The sequence below is a fragment of the Sorangium sp. So ce426 genome (assembly GCF_051475585.1).
Taxonomy (GTDB): Bacteria; Myxococcota_A; Polyangia; order Polyangiales; family Polyangiaceae; genus Sorangium; species Sorangium cellulosum_B.
The window spans coordinates 581,075-597,601 of record NZ_CP150341.1 but is presented as its reverse complement, the minus strand read 5'-3'; the positions used below and the strand labels follow the sequence as shown (position 1 = coordinate 597,601).

General features: G+C 72.8%; 12 protein-coding genes. 6 read left to right on the top strand and 6 right to left on the bottom strand.

What is annotated here, in order from left to right:
* Window positions 1–252 precede the first annotated feature (252 nt).
* Together WMF44_RS02190 and sppA are read right to left on the bottom strand one after the other, a co-directional pair.
* Window positions 253–3,663 carry a vitamin B12-dependent ribonucleotide reductase gene (locus WMF44_RS02190; RefSeq protein WP_437297466.1) on the bottom strand — a complete coding sequence of 1,137 codons (3,411 nt, stop codon included), beginning with the start codon at window positions 3,661–3,663 and terminating at the stop codon, window positions 253–255.
* 522 nt (window positions 3,664–4,185) lie between these two features.
* Window positions 4,186–5,994 carry a signal peptide peptidase SppA gene (gene sppA, locus WMF44_RS02185; RefSeq protein ID WP_437297465.1) on the bottom strand — a complete coding sequence of 603 codons (1,809 nt, stop codon included), beginning with the start codon at window positions 5,992–5,994 and terminating at the stop codon, window positions 4,186–4,188.
* 340 nt (window positions 5,995–6,334) lie between these two features.
* Here sppA and WMF44_RS02180 point away from each other — a divergent pair, with 340 nt between their 5' ends.
* The 3 genes from WMF44_RS02180 to WMF44_RS02170 all read left to right on the top strand — a co-directional run bounded on the left by WMF44_RS02180 (window position 6,335) and on the right by WMF44_RS02170 (window position 10,368).
* The gene (locus WMF44_RS02180) at window positions 6,335–8,026 is read left to right on the top strand and encodes a ribonuclease J (protein ID WP_437297464.1); all 1,692 of its coding nucleotides are present in this window, start codon (window positions 6,335–6,337) and stop codon (window positions 8,024–8,026) included.
* Window positions 8,023–9,069 carry a CHAD domain-containing protein gene (locus WMF44_RS02175; protein ID WP_437297463.1) on the top strand — a complete coding sequence of 349 codons (1,047 nt, stop codon included), beginning with the start codon at window positions 8,023–8,025 and terminating at the stop codon, window positions 9,067–9,069. Before WMF44_RS02180 ends, WMF44_RS02175 begins: the two co-directional genes overlap by 4 nt.
* A 174-nt stretch (window positions 9,070–9,243) precedes the next feature.
* Window positions 9,244–10,368 (top strand): hypothetical protein, encoded by a 1,125-nt coding sequence (locus WMF44_RS02170; RefSeq protein ID WP_437297462.1) that lies wholly within the window; start codon window positions 9,244–9,246, stop codon window positions 10,366–10,368.
* Between the two features lie 81 nt (window positions 10,369–10,449).
* Here the strand turns inward: WMF44_RS02170 and WMF44_RS02165 are convergent, their stop codons facing one another.
* The 4 genes from WMF44_RS02165 to WMF44_RS02150 all read right to left on the bottom strand — a co-directional run bounded on the left by WMF44_RS02165 (window position 10,450) and on the right by WMF44_RS02150 (window position 14,088).
* Entirely contained in the window at window positions 10,450–11,019 is a 570-nt protein-coding gene (locus tag WMF44_RS02165) for a peptidylprolyl isomerase (protein WP_437297461.1), read from the bottom strand.
* Between the two features lie 160 nt (window positions 11,020–11,179).
* Window positions 11,180–12,391: a thiolase family protein gene (locus tag WMF44_RS02160; RefSeq protein ID WP_437297460.1), complete on the bottom strand. Its 1,212-nt coding sequence runs from the start codon at window positions 12,389–12,391 to the stop codon at window positions 11,180–11,182.
* Between the two features lie 273 nt (window positions 12,392–12,664).
* Window positions 12,665–13,462, bottom strand: a complete 798-nt coding sequence (locus tag WMF44_RS02155; RefSeq protein WP_437297459.1) for a TPM domain-containing protein — start codon at window positions 13,460–13,462, stop codon at window positions 12,665–12,667.
* Window positions 13,462–14,088, bottom strand: a complete 627-nt coding sequence (locus WMF44_RS02150; RefSeq protein WP_437297458.1) for a LemA family protein — start codon at window positions 14,086–14,088, stop codon at window positions 13,462–13,464. Before WMF44_RS02150 ends, WMF44_RS02155 begins: the two co-directional genes overlap by 1 nt.
* A gap of 214 nt (window positions 14,089–14,302) precedes the next feature.
* Between WMF44_RS02150 and WMF44_RS02145 the strand changes: the two genes are divergently transcribed.
* The 3 genes from WMF44_RS02145 to WMF44_RS02135 are packed head-to-tail and all read left to right on the top strand — an operon-like array spanning window position 14,303 to window position 16,382.
* Window positions 14,303–14,839, top strand: coding sequence for an ureidoglycolate lyase (locus tag WMF44_RS02145; RefSeq protein ID WP_437297457.1), 537 nt, complete (start codon window positions 14,303–14,305; stop codon window positions 14,837–14,839).
* A 15-nt stretch (window positions 14,840–14,854) separates the two neighbouring features.
* Window positions 14,855–15,682 (top strand): TrmH family RNA methyltransferase, encoded by an 828-nt coding sequence (locus WMF44_RS02140; RefSeq protein WP_437297456.1) that lies wholly within the window; start codon window positions 14,855–14,857, stop codon window positions 15,680–15,682.
* 13 nt (window positions 15,683–15,695) lie between these two features.
* The gene (locus WMF44_RS02135; RefSeq protein ID WP_437297455.1) at window positions 15,696–16,382 is read left to right on the top strand and encodes a hypothetical protein; all 687 of its coding nucleotides are present in this window, start codon (window positions 15,696–15,698) and stop codon (window positions 16,380–16,382) included.
* Window positions 16,383–16,527 lie beyond the last annotated feature (145 nt).

Here is a 16,527-nt window from a genome sequence, read left to right as displayed (position 1 = left end):
CCTCCAACCGCTCCGCGATCGCCCCCACCCTCCCCTTCCCCCCTTCCCCCCCGAGTCGGCGGGGGTGGGGGTGACGAGGGAGGGGCCGGCGGGGGAGGGCCCCACGAATCCGAGCGCCGGCCCGCATCGCAGCGAAGCCCCTCAGATCCGTCTCCCCCCGTTCACGAGGCAATAGCCACCAAAAGGCGCGAGTTCGTGGGAGGGCCCCCCGCCGGCCCCTCCCTCGTCACCCCCACCCCCGCCCGTAGCAGCTCAGCTGCATCCCATGCTGTTGCCGCAGTTGAGGCACTTGTAGCAGGCCCCGTTCCTCACGGTGATGTGCCCGCAGCCGTCGCAGACCGGCGCGTCGCCCATCATGTCCTCGAGCTGCGCGTCGAGCGCGCTCGCCGCCCGACCCCCGCCCTCGACCAGCGCCGCCGCGACCGGCGAGGTTGGCGAGAACGACACCGCGCCGCTCTCCTGCGCCCGCGATTCGACAGGGTCCTCCATGGCCGAGCTGACCGGCTGGACGTGGGCGAGATCGTAGCGGTTCAGGTACTCGACCCCGAGCACGCGGAAGAGGTAGTCCACGATCGACGTCGACATCTTCACGTAGTCGTGCCCCTCGACGATGCCCTGCGGCTCGAAGCGGGTGAAGGTGTACTGCTCGACGAAGGTCTCGAGCGGCACGCCGTACTGGAGCCCGATCGACACCGCCATCGCGAAGCAGTTCATCATCGAGCGGAACGCGGCGCCCTCCTTGTGGAGGTCGATGAAGATCTCGCCGAGCGTCCCGTCGTCGTACTCGCCGGTTCGGACGTAGATCTTGTGCCCGCCGACGCGCGCCTCCTGCGTGAAGCCCTTGCGCTTCCTGGGCAGGCGGAACCGCTCGGGCGCCGCCGCCGAGGGCGAGCGCGGGCGCGCCAGCGCGGTCGCTGCCTGGACGACGGGCGCGGGGGCCTCGGCCTTGTCGGCCTTGCCCTTGCTCTCCTTGCCGTCGCTCGAGCTCGAGGTCGACGAGAGCGGCTGCGACGCCTTGCAGCCGTCGCGGTAGAGCGCGACCGCCTTGAGCCCGAGGCGCCACCCCTCCTCGTAGATCCGCTGCACCTCTTCGACCGTCGCGTCGTTCGGCAGGTTCACGGTCTTCGAGATGGCGCCGGACAGGAACGGCTGCGCCGCCGCCATCATGCGGACGTGCGCCATCGGCGCGAGGTACCGCCGGCCCTTCTTGCCGCAGCGGTTGGCGCAGTCGAACACCGCGTAGTGCTCCTCGCGCAGGTGCGGCGCCCCCTCCACCGTCATGCGGCCGATGATCGTCTCGTTCGCCTCCTCGATCTCCGCGGCCGAGAAGCCGAGGTGCTGGAGCAGCGAGAAGCCGAAGCGCGCCCGCGACTCCTTGGAGACGCCGAGCCTGTCATAGGCCTCCTCGCCGAGGATCCAGGGGCCGAAGGCGAGATCCAGATCGAAGACGCCGGGGATCGCGGCCTCGACCTTCGCGAGGTCGTCGCTCGTGAGCCCCCGCGCCTTGAGCGACGCCCGGTTCACGTGCGGCGCCGCCAGGAGCGTGTTCGTGCCGGAGACGTAGGCGACGATCTCCTGCACCTCGGCCTCGGGGTAGCCGAGCCGCCGGAGCGCCTCGGGCACCGACTGGTTCACGATCTTGAAGTAGCCGCCGCCGGCGAGCTTCTTGAACTTCACGAGCGAGAAGTCGGGCTCGATGCCCGTCGTGTCGCAGTCCATCAGCAGGCCGATGGTGCCGGTCGGGGCGAGCACCGTCGCCTGGGCGTTGCGGTAGCCGTGCTCCTGCCCGATCCGGACCGCATCGTCCCAGTCCGCGCACGCGGCCCGCCAGAGCGACTCCGGGCAGCGGTCGCGGTCGATCGCGTAGGCGGCGTCCCGGTGCATGCCCATCACCCGGAGCATCGGCTCGCGGTTCCTGGCGAAGCCGGCGAACGGCCCCTTCGCGGCGGCCATCTCCGCCGAGACCCGGTAGGCGTGGCCGCAGAGGATCGCGGTGAGCGCGCCCGCGACCGAGCGCCCCTGATCGGAGTCGTACGGGATGCCCTGCAGCATGAGCAGGGTGCCGAGGTTGGCGTAGCCGAGCCCGAGCGGGCGGTAGTCGTGCGAGTTCTTCGCGATGCCCCGGGTCGGGTACGCGGAAAAGTCGACGAGGATCTCCTGCGCGACGAAGAACACCCGCACCGCGTGGCGGTAGCCCTCGATGTCGAACGAGCCGTCCTCGCGGAGGAACTTGGTGAGGTTCAGGCTCGCCAGGTTGCAGGCCGAGTCGTCGAGGAACATGTACTCCGAGCACGGGTTCGATGCGTTGATGCGCGCCGTGTTCGGGCAGGTGTGCCAGCGGTTGATGGTCGTGTCGTACTGCACGCCCGGATCGGCGCAGCCCCACGCCGCCTCGGCGATCTGGCGCCAGAGATCCTTGGCGCTCAGCGTGTCGACGACCTCGCCGGTCGTCCGCGAGCGCGTCTCCCACGCCGCGCCCGTCGCCGCCGCGCGCATGAACTCGTCGCTCACGCGCACGGAGTTGTTCGAGTTCTGCCCGCTCACCGTGTGGTACGCCTCGCCGTTGAAGTCGGAGGGGTACCCCGCGCCGATGAGCGCCATCGCCTTCTTCTCCTCGCGGACCTTCCACTGGATGAAGTCGACGATCTCCGGGTGGTCCATGTCGAGGCAGACCATCTTCGCGGCGCGCCGCGTCGTACCGCCGCTCTTCGTCGCGCCGGCGGCGCGGTCGAACACCTCGAGGAAGCTCATGAGCCCCGAGCTCGTCCCGCCGCCCGAGAGCTTCTCCTGCTTGCCGCGGATCGCGCTGAAGTTCGTCCCCGTCCCGGATCCGTACTTGAACAGCCGGGCCTCGCTCTTCACGAGGTCGTAGATGCTCATCAGGTCGTCCTGGACCGCCTGGATGAAGCACGCGGAGCACTGCGGCCGCTCGTAGGCGTTCCGGGTCTCGACGATGTCGTCGACCGCGCCCGCCCCGTTCGTTCGAGCCGCCGACGCCTTCCCGTTGGCGCTCCCGTTGCCCGCGTCGGCCGAGGCCTCGTTCCAGGCGAAATTGCCGCCCGACCCCTCGATGCCGTACCGGTGGTAGAGCCCGCAGTTGAACCAGACGGGCGAGTTGAACGCGCCGTACTGGTGGACGAGCAGGTAGGCGAGCTCCGCCTCGAAGGTGTCCGCGTCCTTCGCCGAGGCGAAGTAGCCACCGAAGTGCTCACCCGCCTCGCGGATGGTGCGCGAAAGCCGGTGGACGACCTGGCGCACGCTCGTCTCGCCTAGCTCCTTCTTGCCGTGGATCCCGGCCTTGCGGAAGTACTTGGAGACGACGATGTCGGTCGCTAGTTGCGACCAGCCGGCGGGGATCTCGGCCCCTTCCATCTTGAAGACGACCGAGCCGTCGGGGTTGGTGATGACGCTCGATCGGCGCTCCCAGGTGACCTCATCGAGCGGATCCGCGGCCCGGTGCGTGAACCGCCGGTCGAACCCGAGCCCGCGGGGGCGCGAGGCGCCTTTCTTGGCGCCCTTCTTCGAGGCTGCGCCGTCGACCTGCGCCTTGACGGCCCCCCCGGTCACCGGACGAGCCCCCCCCTCTTCCTTCGTCCGTGCCGTCATCTTGCCGTTCCCGGCGGGGAGCTTACCGCCGTCACCCACAACTGCCGACTGGGCCATTTCCAAGTCCTCCTGTGAACCACCGCACCTGGCGGTGACCCGGGTCCTACCGAAAGCACAAAGAGTTCCCTGGAGAACGACGAGGCCTCATCGCCTCGATCTCCACAGGTCTCGTCGCTTCCCCCCTACTACCTGCTCAAACGTTCCGTCTTCAGACCAGTGAGCATAGTTTCAGGTGCCATGCCTGAAAGGCGTGCGCCGACATGCGGGAGCGCCTGACCGCTTGCTATCCAAACTCGCGAACGGTCCGTGCGTCAAGGAGAACCGCTACATGTTGGGATCTCCCTCCGAACAGGGCCCACATATAGGGCCTCTCTGTCCGGTACGGGATTCCTAGCGATCCGTGATCAGTTCTGAACAGGTGCTACCCACCGGGCGCACAGATTACGCACAGCTTCTCCCGCGAGAAAATCCGCCTCTTCCCGGGAATGCACCCAACCAACCACCAGCTCTTCCAGAAGCCGTGCGCGTGGGCGTGTGCGCGTGCGGGGCGCGCGCTGGGGCCCGCCCGGCCGTCGCCAGCTAGTCCAGGTCGTCGGCCTCCGCGCAGTACGCGAGCACCCGCTCGCCCTCGCAGTGGATGGCGAGCGCCACCTCCTGGGCGATCCCGCGGAGCCCGACGAGCTCGAGCAGCGCGGGCACCGGCGCCGGCAGCAGCGGTGGAGGTGGGATGTACCGCGACGCGCGCACGATGGCCGGCTCGATGGCGGCCGCCTTGGGCCCGATCATCTGGCGCAGCTCGTGGAGCGCCCGCTCGAACCCGCCGAGCATGTCGACGAGGCCGCGCGCCTGCGCGTCGGCGCCGCTGTAGACGCGCCCCTGCGCGAGCGGCTCGATCTCCTCGACAGGGCGGCGGCGGCCGCGGGCGACGACGCGGAGGAACGCCGCGTAGATCGCGTCGAGCTCGCGCTCCACCACCGCCCGCTCCCCCGCGTCGAGCTTGCGCGACGGCGAGAACAGGTCGGCCCGCGCGCCGCGCTTCACGACGTCGGTCGAGACGCCGAGGCGCTCGAGCAGCGGACCGAGCGCGAAGCGCGCCGAGACGACGCCGATGCTCCCCGTGATCGTCTGCGGCTGCGCGACGATCGCGTGCGCGGCCGCCGCCACGTAGTAGCCGCCGCTCGCCGCCACGTTCGACAGGCACGCGACGACGGGCTTCACCTCCGCGAGGCGGGTGACCTCGTGGTGGATCCTGTCGGACGCGAGCGCGGAGCCGCCCGGCGAGTCGACGTGGAGGATGACCCCCTGGACGCGCGGGTTCTGCCGCGCCGCGCGCAGGCTCGCGACGAGCCGCTCCTCGCTGGCCAGGGAGGCGCCCCGGAAGCGGGCGCGGCTGACGATCGCGCCGTGCACCTCGATGACGCCGAGGACGGGCCGAGGCCACACCGGCGTCATCGAGAGCGCGCGCCGCGCGCCCAGGTAGCGGTCCGCCGACACGAGGCGCTTCTTCGAATGCCGCGCTGCAGCGCGAGCGCCTCCGCCTCCTCCACCCGATGCGCGGTCCGCGTTCTCCGCGCCGATCTCGGCGCGGCGCGGCGCGGCGGTCGCGCAGGGGAGCGACCCCGCCGCGAGCATGTGCTCGAGCTCGTCCTCGTACGCGACCGCGTCGACGATCCCTCGCGCGACGGCCTGCTCCGCGCCGAAGGGGGCCTCGTCGATCCACAGCGCGGCCGTCTCGCGATCGACGCGGCGCCCCTGGGCGAGCGCCGCGGTCAGGTCCCCGAGGCGCCCGTCGAGCAGGGCGCCCACCTGCTCGCGCTGCGCGGCGCTCATCGTGTCCCGCACGAGCACCTCGCCGGCGTTCTTGTACATCCCCTTCGCGAACACCTCGGGCTCGACGCCGACCTGCTCCAGCGCGCGGCGCACGTAGCGGCCCTCCACCGCGAACCCGAGCGGCGACACCATCGTCTCGGGCCCGACGACGATGGCCCGCGCGGCCGAGGCGAGCAGGAGCATCGTCGTGTCGGCGCCCATCGGCAGGTAGGCGACGATGTCCTTGCCCCCCGCCCGGATCTCGAGGAGCGCGTCCCGCAGCGAGGCCGCGACCGCCGGCCCCGCGTGCACCGACCGCATCCGGAGGAGCAGCCCCGCCGGGCGCGGATCCCTCATCAGGTGCTTGCCGAGCTCGCGGACGCGCTCCACCGAGAGCGGAGCCCTCTTCCTCCGGCGCCACGGGAGCGCGAGGCGGACCCGGGGGGGCTGCAGGTCGACCACGCGGCCGTCGATTTCGAGGACGACATACCCGCCCCGGGGTGCAGCAAACGCCCAGCGGAGCGCGCTGACGGGGAGCAGCAGCAGGCGGAGGAGATTGACGAGCAGGGCAGCGATCACCGGAGGCTCCTCGGAATCAGGGGATGGGCGACGGAGAGGCGGCTCGACGTCCGCCGGCGGTCACGAGGGTGGGGGGAGACAGGGTGCAGGAACCGGTCCGCGCGGCACGAGATCCGGTGGTGAGGTCGGCGTTCGCCTGGCCCCGGCGCTGGAACTGGAAAGAGAGAGCGTGACGCAAGGGCCCACCCTGTGGCTACACTGTCGCTCCAAGTTTCGAAGGGGACGGCGAGCCGATGTGGGTTACGTCTTGAAGAAGTCGTCCTCTCTCTTTCAGACCAGCTCAGCAAGCCGCGGGCCGTAGGCCCCCGGCGCCCTGGGTGGCAGAGCCCCTCCACCGAACGTGCATCCCGAGCAGAGCGCCCCCGCCCCGAGCCAGCTCCCCCTGCCACCGCCGTCCACCCTGCGGCTCGTGCCCCTCGGAGGGCTCGGCGAGGTGGGGATGAACTGCCTCGCGCTCCAGCAGGCCGATGGGCTGCTGCTCATCGACTGCGGGGTCACGTTCCCGAGCACGGATCTCGGCGTCGACGTGTACCACCCGCGCTTCGATCACGTGCTCGCGCTCCGCGATCAGGTGCGCGGCATCGTGCTGACGCACGGCCACGAGGATCACATCGGCGGGCTGCCGTTCCTCCTGCGCCACCTCGACGTCCCCGTCTGGGGCCCGCCGCACGCGCTGGAGCTCGTGCGCTACCGGCTCGCGGAGCACGCGCTCGAGGACAAGGTGCGCCTGCTGCCCACGCAGGTCGGGCGCGAGGTCGCGATCGGCGGCTTCGTCGTGGAGCCGCTCCGGGTGACGCACTCGATCGTCGACGCGACGGCGCTCGCGATCCACACGGCCGCGGGGCTCGTCGTCCATACCGGGGACTTCAAGCTGGACCCGACGCCGCTCGACGGCGAGCCGACCGACGAGGCCCGCTTCCGCGCGCTCGGCGACGCCGGCGTCCGGCTGCTCCTGTCCGACAGCACCAACGTGGACTCGCCCGGCGAGGCGGGGAGCGAGCGCGCCGTCGCCCACGCGCTGGCGGAGCTCGTCGAGACCGCGCCGGCGCGCGTCGTTGTCGGCGTCTTCGCCTCGAACGTCCAGCGCCTCCTCGCCGTCGGTCAGGCCGCGATCCGCGCGCGCCGCAAGATCTGCCTGCTCGGCCGCAGCGTGCAGACGCACGTGCGGGCCGCGCAGGCCGTGGGGAGGCTCCCGTGGCCGAGCGACCTGCTCGTCCCGCCCGAGGTCGCCTCCTCGATGCCGCGCGAGCGGCTCCTCGTCATCGCGAGCGGCACGCAGGCCGAGCGGGCCTCCACGCTGACGCGGTTCGCCTCGGGGACGCACCCGCTCCTGCGCCTCGAAGAGGGGGATCGGGTCGTGCTCTCGAGCCGCGTCATCCCGGGCAACGACCGCCCGGTCGTCGACATGATGGCCGGGCTGCTCCGCCTCGGCGTCGAGCTCGTGACGTGGTCGACGGATCGGCGCGTCCACGCGAGCGGGCACGCGCACCGTACGGAGCAGGCGCGCATGATCGACCTCACCCAGCCGCGCAGCTTCCTCCCCGTGCACGGCGCGCTGCACCACCTGACGCGGCACGCGGAGCTCGCGCGGGAGCGCGGCGTGGCCGAGGTGCTCGTCGCCGAGAACGGCCACGTCGTCGAGATCGGCAAGACGCAGCCGCTCGGCCGGAGCGGCCGGGCCGTCACCGGCCGGGTGGCGACGGCGGGCGGCGAGGAGCTCGGGGAGGAGGTCCTCCGGGAGCGAGCGAACCTCGGTCGCTCCGGGGTGGCCTTCGTGTCGCTCGTCGTCGATGTGCACGGCGCCCTCGCGGCGCCGCCGCAGGTCCTCGCCCGCGGGGTCACCGGGGAGCTCGAGGGCGGCGCGCTGAGGGCCGCGGCGCGCGCTGTCGCGCAGGCGGTGAACGACTGCGAGCCGCGCGCGCGGCGCCGCGACAACGACATCATCGAGATCGCCCGGCTCGCGGCGCGCCGGACGCTCGAGGCGAAGCTCGGGAGGCGCCCGCTGGTGACGGTGGCGCTCACGCGCCTGTGACGCCGCGCGAGGGGAGCCCCCCGCCCTCGGGCGGCGGTGGCGCCGGCGGCGGCGGCGGCGGCGGCGCGAGGCTCTCCGCGCGAGATTTCCTGGGTCCGGTGCTGCTCTCCCACATCGAGCGCGTCCGCGCCGAGGCGCGGCGCGTCGCGGCCGCGAGCGAGCAGGGCGAGAGCGCGGGGCCGGACGCGGAGGCGGTGCACGACTTCCGGGTCTCGCTTCGCCGGCTCCGGACGCTGCTCAGGCCGGCGCGGCGCATCTACGGCAGGAGGCGGCTCCGCCCCGTGGCCGAAGGGCTCCGTGAGTTCGCGCGGGCGACCGGCGCGCTGCGCGACGAGGAGGTGCTGCGCGAGACGCTCACCGCGCTCGAGCTGGGCGAGGCGGCCCGGGCGGCCGTCGCGGGATGGGTCGCGCAGCGCGCGCGCCGCGAGCGCGAGGCGAGGGCCCACATCGTCGAGCTGCTCCGGCAGGATCGCCCGGACGACGCGGGCGCGACGCAGGCCGACGCGCCGGCCGCGGGCGACATGGGCGCAACCCAGGCCGACGCGCCGGCCGCGGGCGAGCGGCTCCGGCTGGAGCCTCACCTCGCGCGCCTCGAGCGGCGCATCTCGCGCCGGAAAGCGAGGAAGCGCGGCGCCGAGGCGCTCGCGAGGCGAGCGATCGGTGATGCCCTGGACGACGTGCGCGCGCTCGCCGCGAGCGACCCGGGCGACGGCGCGGCCATGCACGCGCTCCGGATCCGCTTCAAACGGCTGCGCTACTCCGCGGAGACGTTTTCGCCGCTCTTCGGAGAGCGCGCCGAGCGCGCCGCGAAATCCGCGTCACGGATGCAGCGCCGCCTCGGCCAGCTGCACGACGCCGACGAGGCGCTCGCGCAGATGAGGAGGGCGGAGGAGCTTGCGCCCGACGCGCGCGCCGCCGTCATCGAGGCGCTCGTCGCAGAGCGTGCGCGGCTCGCTCACAAGGCGGCCGAGGAGCTCGCGCGGGAGCTCGAGACGCTCACATCGCTCTGGTCGGGCGATCCCCGCGCGCTCCCGGGCGGATGACGCAGCGCACGGGGCGCGGCGCAGCAAGGAGCGCCGCAGCAGGCGCGCCTCGGACGGGGCGAAGGGTCGCCGGGATTGCCGGCCGCGGAGCTCGCCGTGCGGGCGGGCGCTTCGTGGTACCGTCGGTCGGGCTCCTTCGAACCGAGGCGAAGCCCGCCGATCCCGGAGGTCGTGTTGCGCCGCTCTGCGTTCCAAAGCGTCACCGCGCTCGTCGCTCTCCTCGCGGCGAGCGCCTGCACCCAGGACTTCGACCAGTTCGATCCCGATCTCTTCCCGGGGCCGTCCGGGAGCGGCTCCGGCGGGGCTAGCAGCTCCGGCGGGGCCAGCAGCTCCGGCGGAGCTGGAGGAAACCAGACGGCGGCCGGGAGCACCACGAGCAGCAGCAGCGGCGGCGCCGCCGGCGGCGGCGAGCGGTGCACCAACGGCGAGGATGACGACGGCGATGGCGCCGTCGACTGCGCCGACGACGACTGCGGAGGGTTCACCTGCGTCGCCGTGCCCGAGGACTGGCAAGGGCCCGGCCTCCTGTACCAGGGCCCCGAGGCAGCGGACGTCGCCTGCCCCGAGGGCTTCTCCCAGCGGGTGGACGTGGGCGGCCGCGATCCCCTCGGCACACCCGCGACCTGCAGCCCGTGCGCGTGCGGCGCGCCGGCCGTGGCGTGCGAGGCGCCCGCGGTCACGGTGTACACGCGTGGCGCGTGTGGCGGGGGGGGCGCGACGCTGCCGGTGCAGACCGAGGACTGCATCAACATCGGCGGCGACGTCCAGATCGGCAGCTACAGCGGCGAAGCGCCCGACGTGGATTCGGCGACGTGCGCTCCGTCGGGCGGCGAGGCGACGTTGCCGCCGCCGCGCTTCGGTATCGAGGGGCTCGTGTGCGCCCCCGGGTCGGACGCCGGCGGATGTGAGGCCGGCGAGGCCTGCGCCCCGCGAGCGATCGATGCGCCGTTCGAGCAGGGCGCCTGCGTCTGGCGCGACGGCGAGCGGAGCTGCCCCGAGGGGTTCGGCGAACGACACGTGTTCGCGGGCTCGATGGTCGACAACCGCGGCTGCACGCGGTGCACGTGCGACACGGGCGGCGTGCGCTGCGCGGCGACGCTGACGCTCTTCGAGCAGAGCCGCTGCCGGGGGCCCGGTGAGACCGTGCCGTTCAACGGGGCCTGCGTCGACGACCCGCCCCCCGCCGCCTCGGTGTCGATCGAGGTGACCGGAAGCGGCAGCTGCCAGCCGCGCGGCGGCGACCCCGGAGGCGAGGTCGAGGAGGGCGACGACAAGATCACGGTCTGCTGCGCCCGCTGAACGAGCGGAGCACCACGCTGGCCGCGCGGCGCTGAACGGCGCCGCGTGGCGCTGAACGGCGCCGCGCGGCGCGCAGCGCGCCTACTGCCGGAAGATCTCGACGCGCTCGAGGACGACGTCCTGGTTGGGCCGATCGCGCGTGGTCGCCACGTTGGCGATGCGGTTCACGATGTCCTGCCCGCTCACGACCTTGCCGAACACCGTGTGGCGGTTGTCGAGGTGCGGCGTCGGCCCGTCGGTGATGAACCACTGCGCGCCGTTCGTGTTCTTGCCGGCGTTGGCCATGGAGAGCACGCCGGCGCCCTCGTGCCTCAGCGCGGGGTTGAACTCGTCGGCGAACTTGTACCCGGGGCCGCCCGTGCCCCAGAGCTGCGCCTTGTCCGGGTAGCGCGAGAGCGGGTCGCCGCACTGGATCATGAACCCTGAGATCACGCGGTGAAAGCGGACGCCGTCGTAACAGGGGGTCCCTTGCATCCCCTGGCCGGTCTTCGGATCGGTCCAGTTGATGGTGCCCGTGGCGAGGCCGACGAAGTTCTTGACCGTGTTGGGGGCGCCCTCCTCCTCGAGCCGGACCGTGATGTCACCGAGCGAGGTCTTGAGCCGGGCGTGGAGCTTGCCGGTGCCGGGCACGTTGATCGGGGGGAATTCCATCAGGCCTTCTCCTTTTCTTGGCCGCCGAGGCGGCGCCGTCAGTTCTTGGCCGCCGAGGCGGCGGCGTCAGCCGAGGGAGGTGAGCCGCGGGCCCCCCTTCCTGCGTTCTGCTGCGGCGGTCTTATCTCATCTGGCGCCGCGGACGAGCGGCGAAATGACCTCACGCGCGCTCGAACAGCGTCGCGATGCCCTGACCGACGCCGATGCACAGCGAGGCGACCCCGACCTTGGCGCCGCGCGCGCGCATCGCATGCACGAGGGTGCACGCGATGCGCGCGCCCGAGCAGCCGATCGGGTGCCCGAGCGCGATCGCTCCGCCGCGGACGTTGACGCGCGCCGGGTCGAGCTCGAGCGCGCGCGAGCACGCGAGCGCCTGCGCCGCGAACGCCTCGTTGAGCTCGAAGAGGTCCACGTTGGGGACGCGCAGCCCGGTCCGCTGGAGGAGCTTCTTCACGGCCGGGATCGGCCCCTCCCCCATGAGGTTGGGATCCACCCCGGCGGTCGCCGTCGCGATCACCCGCGCGCGCGGCGTCGCGCCGGCGGCCTGCACGGCGTCGCCCGAGGCGAGCAGGAGGGCCGCGGCGCCGTCGTTGAGGGGCGACGAGTTGCCCGCCGTGACGGTCCCGCCCTCGCGGAAGGCGGGCCTGAGCTTCGACAGCGCCTCGAGCGAGGCGTCGGCGCGCACGCCCTCGTCGCGCTCGAACAGGACGGGCTCGCCCTTCTTCTGGGGGACGAGCACGGGCACCACCTCGGCGGCGAAGCCCCCCGACTCCCAGGCGAGCGTGGCGCGCTCGTGGGAGAGGAGCGCGAACCGGTCCTGCTCGTCGCGGCTGATGCCGTGCTTCTTGGCCACGTTCTCGGCCGTCTCCCCCATCGACTGGAGCTCGAACCGCGCGGCCATCCGCGCGTTCGGATAGCGCCAGCCGAGCGTCGTATCGTAGACGGTCGGCGCGCTCCGCTCGAAGCGCTCGGCCTGCTTGGGCATCGTGAACGGCGCGCGCGTCATGCTCTCGACGCCCCCCGCGATCGCGCAGTCGGTCTCTCCGGTGGCGATCATCCGCGCGGCGTCGGCCACCGCCTCGAGCCCCGAGCCGCAGAGGCGGTTCACCGTGACGCCCGGGACCTCGTAAGGGAGGCCGGCGAGCAGCGCGGCCATGCGCGCGACGTTGCGGTTGTCCTCTCCGGCCTGGTTCGTCGCGCCGAAGACGACGTGATCGAGGCGCGGCGCGAGCGAAGGATTGCGACGCACGAGCGCGTCGAGGACGTGCGCCGCGAGGTCGTCGGGGCGGACCGTCGCCAGGGCGCCGGCGTAACGGGCGATCGGGGTCCGGACAGCGTCGACGACGAAGACAGGGCGCAGGGCAGCAGCCATGACGAGAGCGTAGCGTCGCCTGGTCAGCGCGCAGCGGGAGATCGCGCGCGCCCTGGAATCTCCGCTCGGCTCGGCTCGGCTCGAGTCGACTCGACTCGACTCGACTCGACTCGACGCGCGCCGCGCCGCGCCGCGCCGCGCCGGCGTCGATGTCGCGTGTGTCCGCCCGGTCACGCCAGGGGTGAGCACGGCGGCCGATCGAAACGCCCGGGCGGACGCCGACCGATCGGCCCGATCCGTCCTGCACAGGGTGAAGAGGCGGCGCGCAGCGGCTCAGTAGCTATCGCTGGATCCGCCCCCGCCGGAGCGACCGCCGCCGCCACCACCGAACCCGCCGCCGCCGCTGCGGCCGCCGCCGCCTCGGAAGAGGATCGCCTGGAGGACGAGCCACAGGAACCAGCGGAAGGAGGGCGAGATCAGCGCGAGCACGAGCGCCGCCACGATGGCGACGACCGTCACGCCGACCTTGATCGGCGAGACCGGAGCGGGCGCCGGCCGGGCGTCGGGCGCCGGGCGCCGTTCCTCCTCGGGTGTCCCGGCGACGAGCGTCCTGGCGATCTCCGCCGTTCCCTGGTCGATGGCGTCGCGGAATCGATCCTGCCTGAGCAGCGGGTTGATGGTCTGCCGGATGATGTCGTTCGACTGGAGATCCGTGAGCGCTCCCCCCACGCCCTTGCCCGTCTCGATCCGGACGCGCCGCTCGTTCGGGGCGATCACGAGGAGCACGCCGTTGTCGGCCCCGCGCTGGCCGAGCTGCCAGGTGTTGAAGGCCTCGTAGGCGACGTCCTCGATCGTCTCGCCTTCGAGGGAGCCGACCACGAAGGCGACGATCTCGAACCCTGTCTCGCGGCGGATGCGATCGAGCTTCGCGTCGAGAGCGCGGAGGTCGGGCGGATCGAGCCGCCCGGCGGTGTCGACGACGTGCCCCGTGAGCGCCGGCGGCGTGAAGTCGGCCAGGGCCGGCCGCGCGACGAGCGCGCAGACCAGCGCGAACGCGGCCGCGACGGCCCTGGCCGCGGCGCGCAGCCGCGCCCCGCTCGCGCCGACCCGGCGCATCGCCGCGCCCCTCATCAGAACGAGACCTTCGGCGCCGACTGGACCTCGGGAGAGGCGGTGAAATAGACGCGCGGCTTGAACGGCTGGCCCGTCGCCTTGTTCACCACCTGGCCCCGGATCTTCAGGAGCTCCGCGTTGTACTCGCGCGCCGCCTGGTTGTACTCCTCGCGCGCCCGGAGGATCCGGTTCTCGATCCCCTCCAGCTGGACCTGGAGGCTGTGGAAGCCCTGGTTCGCCTTGAGATCAGGGTATTGCTCCTGCACCATGAGGAGCCGCGAGAGCGAGCCGCTGAGCTGCTCCTGCGCCTTCTGGAAGGCCTGCACCTTCTCCGGATCCGTCAGATCGTCGGCGTTGAGCTGGACGCTGGTCGCGCGGGCGCGCGCCTCGGCGACGCTCGCCAGCGTCTGCTCCTCGTGCTTGGCCGACCCCTTCACGACGGCCACCAGGTTCGGGACCAGGTCGTAGCGCCGCTGGAGATTCGCCTCGAGATCGGACCATTTCTGGGCCGCGATCTGATCTTTCTCGACCAGCACGTCGTAGCGCTGGCAGCCGACGACGGACGTCATGACGGCGAGCACCGCCAGGAACAGGGAGGCCACCGCGAGGCGCTTCCGAAATGTCGATTTGTGAACAATCCGCATGACTGGCTCCAGGGTCGCTCGCATTACCCGCCGGGGTTGCGTCGCGAGGCGCCTTGCAAGACCCGGCCCCATGGCGCTCGCGGCGGGCTGGCGTGCTGCGGCGCGCCCGCGGCGTGATACCCTTTCCCTGTCGTGCCTTCGGTCGACGCGCTCCATGCGCCGCGCAGGAGAGCCTCAGGGAAGCCACACGCGTGGCACGCCGCCACAGTCGCCCATGACGATGAGCCACCGCCAGCGCATCGCAGCCCATTCGCTCAGCCCCGCAGCTTATGCGCCGTATGGCGACATCCTCATGGCCTCGCCGCACGGCGAGCCCGGCAGGCCTGCCAACCAGGGGACGGCGCGGCGCTTCGATCACCTCGCCGCGATCGAGAACCTCCGCCCCGGGCACGCCTCGCTGAACGTCTCGGTGTTCCGCTGCGCCCCGCGCTCGAGCTTCCCGCTCCCGATCGCCCTGCTCGAGAAGCACCCCGGCTCGACCCAGGCGTTCGTGCCGATGAACGCGCGGCGCTACCTCGTCGTCGTGGCCCTCGGCGGCGACAGGCCCGAGCTCACGACGCTCGGCGCCTTCATCGCCCACGGCGCCCAGGGCATCACCTATCGCCCCGGCGTGTGGCACCACCCCATGATCGCGCTCGACGCCGAGGCCGACTTCGTCTGCCTGGCCTGGGAGGACGGCTCTCCCGGCGACTGCGCCGTGGTCGAGTACGCAGAGGGCGAGCGGATCGCGGTCGCGATCGACCTGCTATAGAGGCGCCCCCCCGCCATGCGCCGCTCGACCCCCAATTGCTCGTTCGTCGCGCAGGAGCAGCGAAGGCTGCTCGCCGCGCTCGACTCCCTCGACGTCGCCGACGTCGCCCGCATCCTCGAGGAGTTCGTCACGGACGAGCGCAGGGCCCGGCTGCGCGGCGTCATCGCGGCGCGGCTCGACGCCGTCACCGTGGCCATGGATGCGCCGCACGATCCGCACAACGGGGCCGCCGTGCTCCGCTCCTGCGACGCGTTCGGCTTGCAGCGGCTGCACATCATCGAGCGGGCCGAGCAGTTCCTTGTCTCGAACACGGTCTCGCGCGGCTCCGAGCGCTGGGTCGACGTGCGCACGCACGCGACCACCGAGGCCGCGGTCGCCGAGCTCCGCGCCTCGGGGCACGAGCTCGTGGCGACCCACCCGGAGGGCGAGCTCACCCCGCGCGACCTCTCGAGCATCCCCCGCCTCGCGCTGGTGCTCGGCAACGAGCGCGACGGCATCCGCCCCGACCTGGCCGCCGCCTGCGCCCGCGCCGTGCGCGTCCCCATGCGCGGCTTCGCGGAGAGCCTCAACGTGAGCGTCACCGCGGCGATCCTGCTCGAGCACGCGACGAACGGCCGTCCCGGCGACCTGCCGGAGCCCTACCAGATCACGCTCTACGCGCGCGCGCTCGTGCTCACCGTCCCCCACGCGGCGGAGATCCTGGCCGCGCGGGGCATGCGCCTGCCCCTGCCCCTCGGAGGAACGCCGCCCCCTCCCCCGAAGCCGCGCGGCCCCAAGCCGCGGAGGCCGCCCGCGCTCGACACGCGCAGCGCCGGCGCCCCGCGGGAGCCTGAAGGCGGATAACATGCAGCTCCCCATGCGAAGCCCCGGTCCCCCGCGGCGCGAGCCGCGCGCCCGTCGCGCCGCGGCGCGCCCGCCGGCGCATCACGGCCTCCGCGCGCGCCTCGCCCGCGCGGCGATCGACGTCACGCGCGCCGCCGCCCTCGCCCTGCTCCTCGCCGGCTGCATCGAGGTGCCGCCGCCCCCGCCCAGGCCGCCCCTCCAGCCGAAGGACATCAAGGTCCCCGAGGGCGTCGGGCTCGAGATCGCCTGCACACCGACGGGGGTCGAGCTCTGCTTCGACGCCCGCGACAACAACTGCAACGGCGTGATCGACGAGGGCTGCGGGCTCCACACCGGGATCCTCCAGTTCACGATCGCCTGGGAGGAGCCCGAGGCCGACGTCGATCTCAACGTCTATGACCCGGCGGGAGAGCTCGCGCGCGTCGGGGAGCCGACGGCGAGCGGCCTGATGAAGGACCGCGACTGCCCGCGCGTGAGCGGCGAATGCCAGGAGCAGAACGTGGAGAACGTCTTCCTCACCGAGGGCGAGCCGGCGCGGGGCCGCTACCGCGTCGTCGTGCGGCTCGACAAGCTGAACGACGCGACGGCCCCCATCCGCGTCCGCCTGAGCGCGCGGGTCGGCCAGCGCTCGTACAGCATGGCGCTCGATCTGTCTCCCTCCGCCGCGACCGAAGAGAAGAGCGTCGAGTTCACGCTCTGAGCCGCTCGCGCAGCGCACCCCGCCCGCGCCCCTCACGCGCCGCCCGCGCCCTCGCCGCGCGAGGAGCCCCAGCGCGCACCGACGTATCCGCCCTTGCAAGAATAGAAATCCGGCGAAGGAGCCCCGCGCGTTCCCGCGCCGCCGC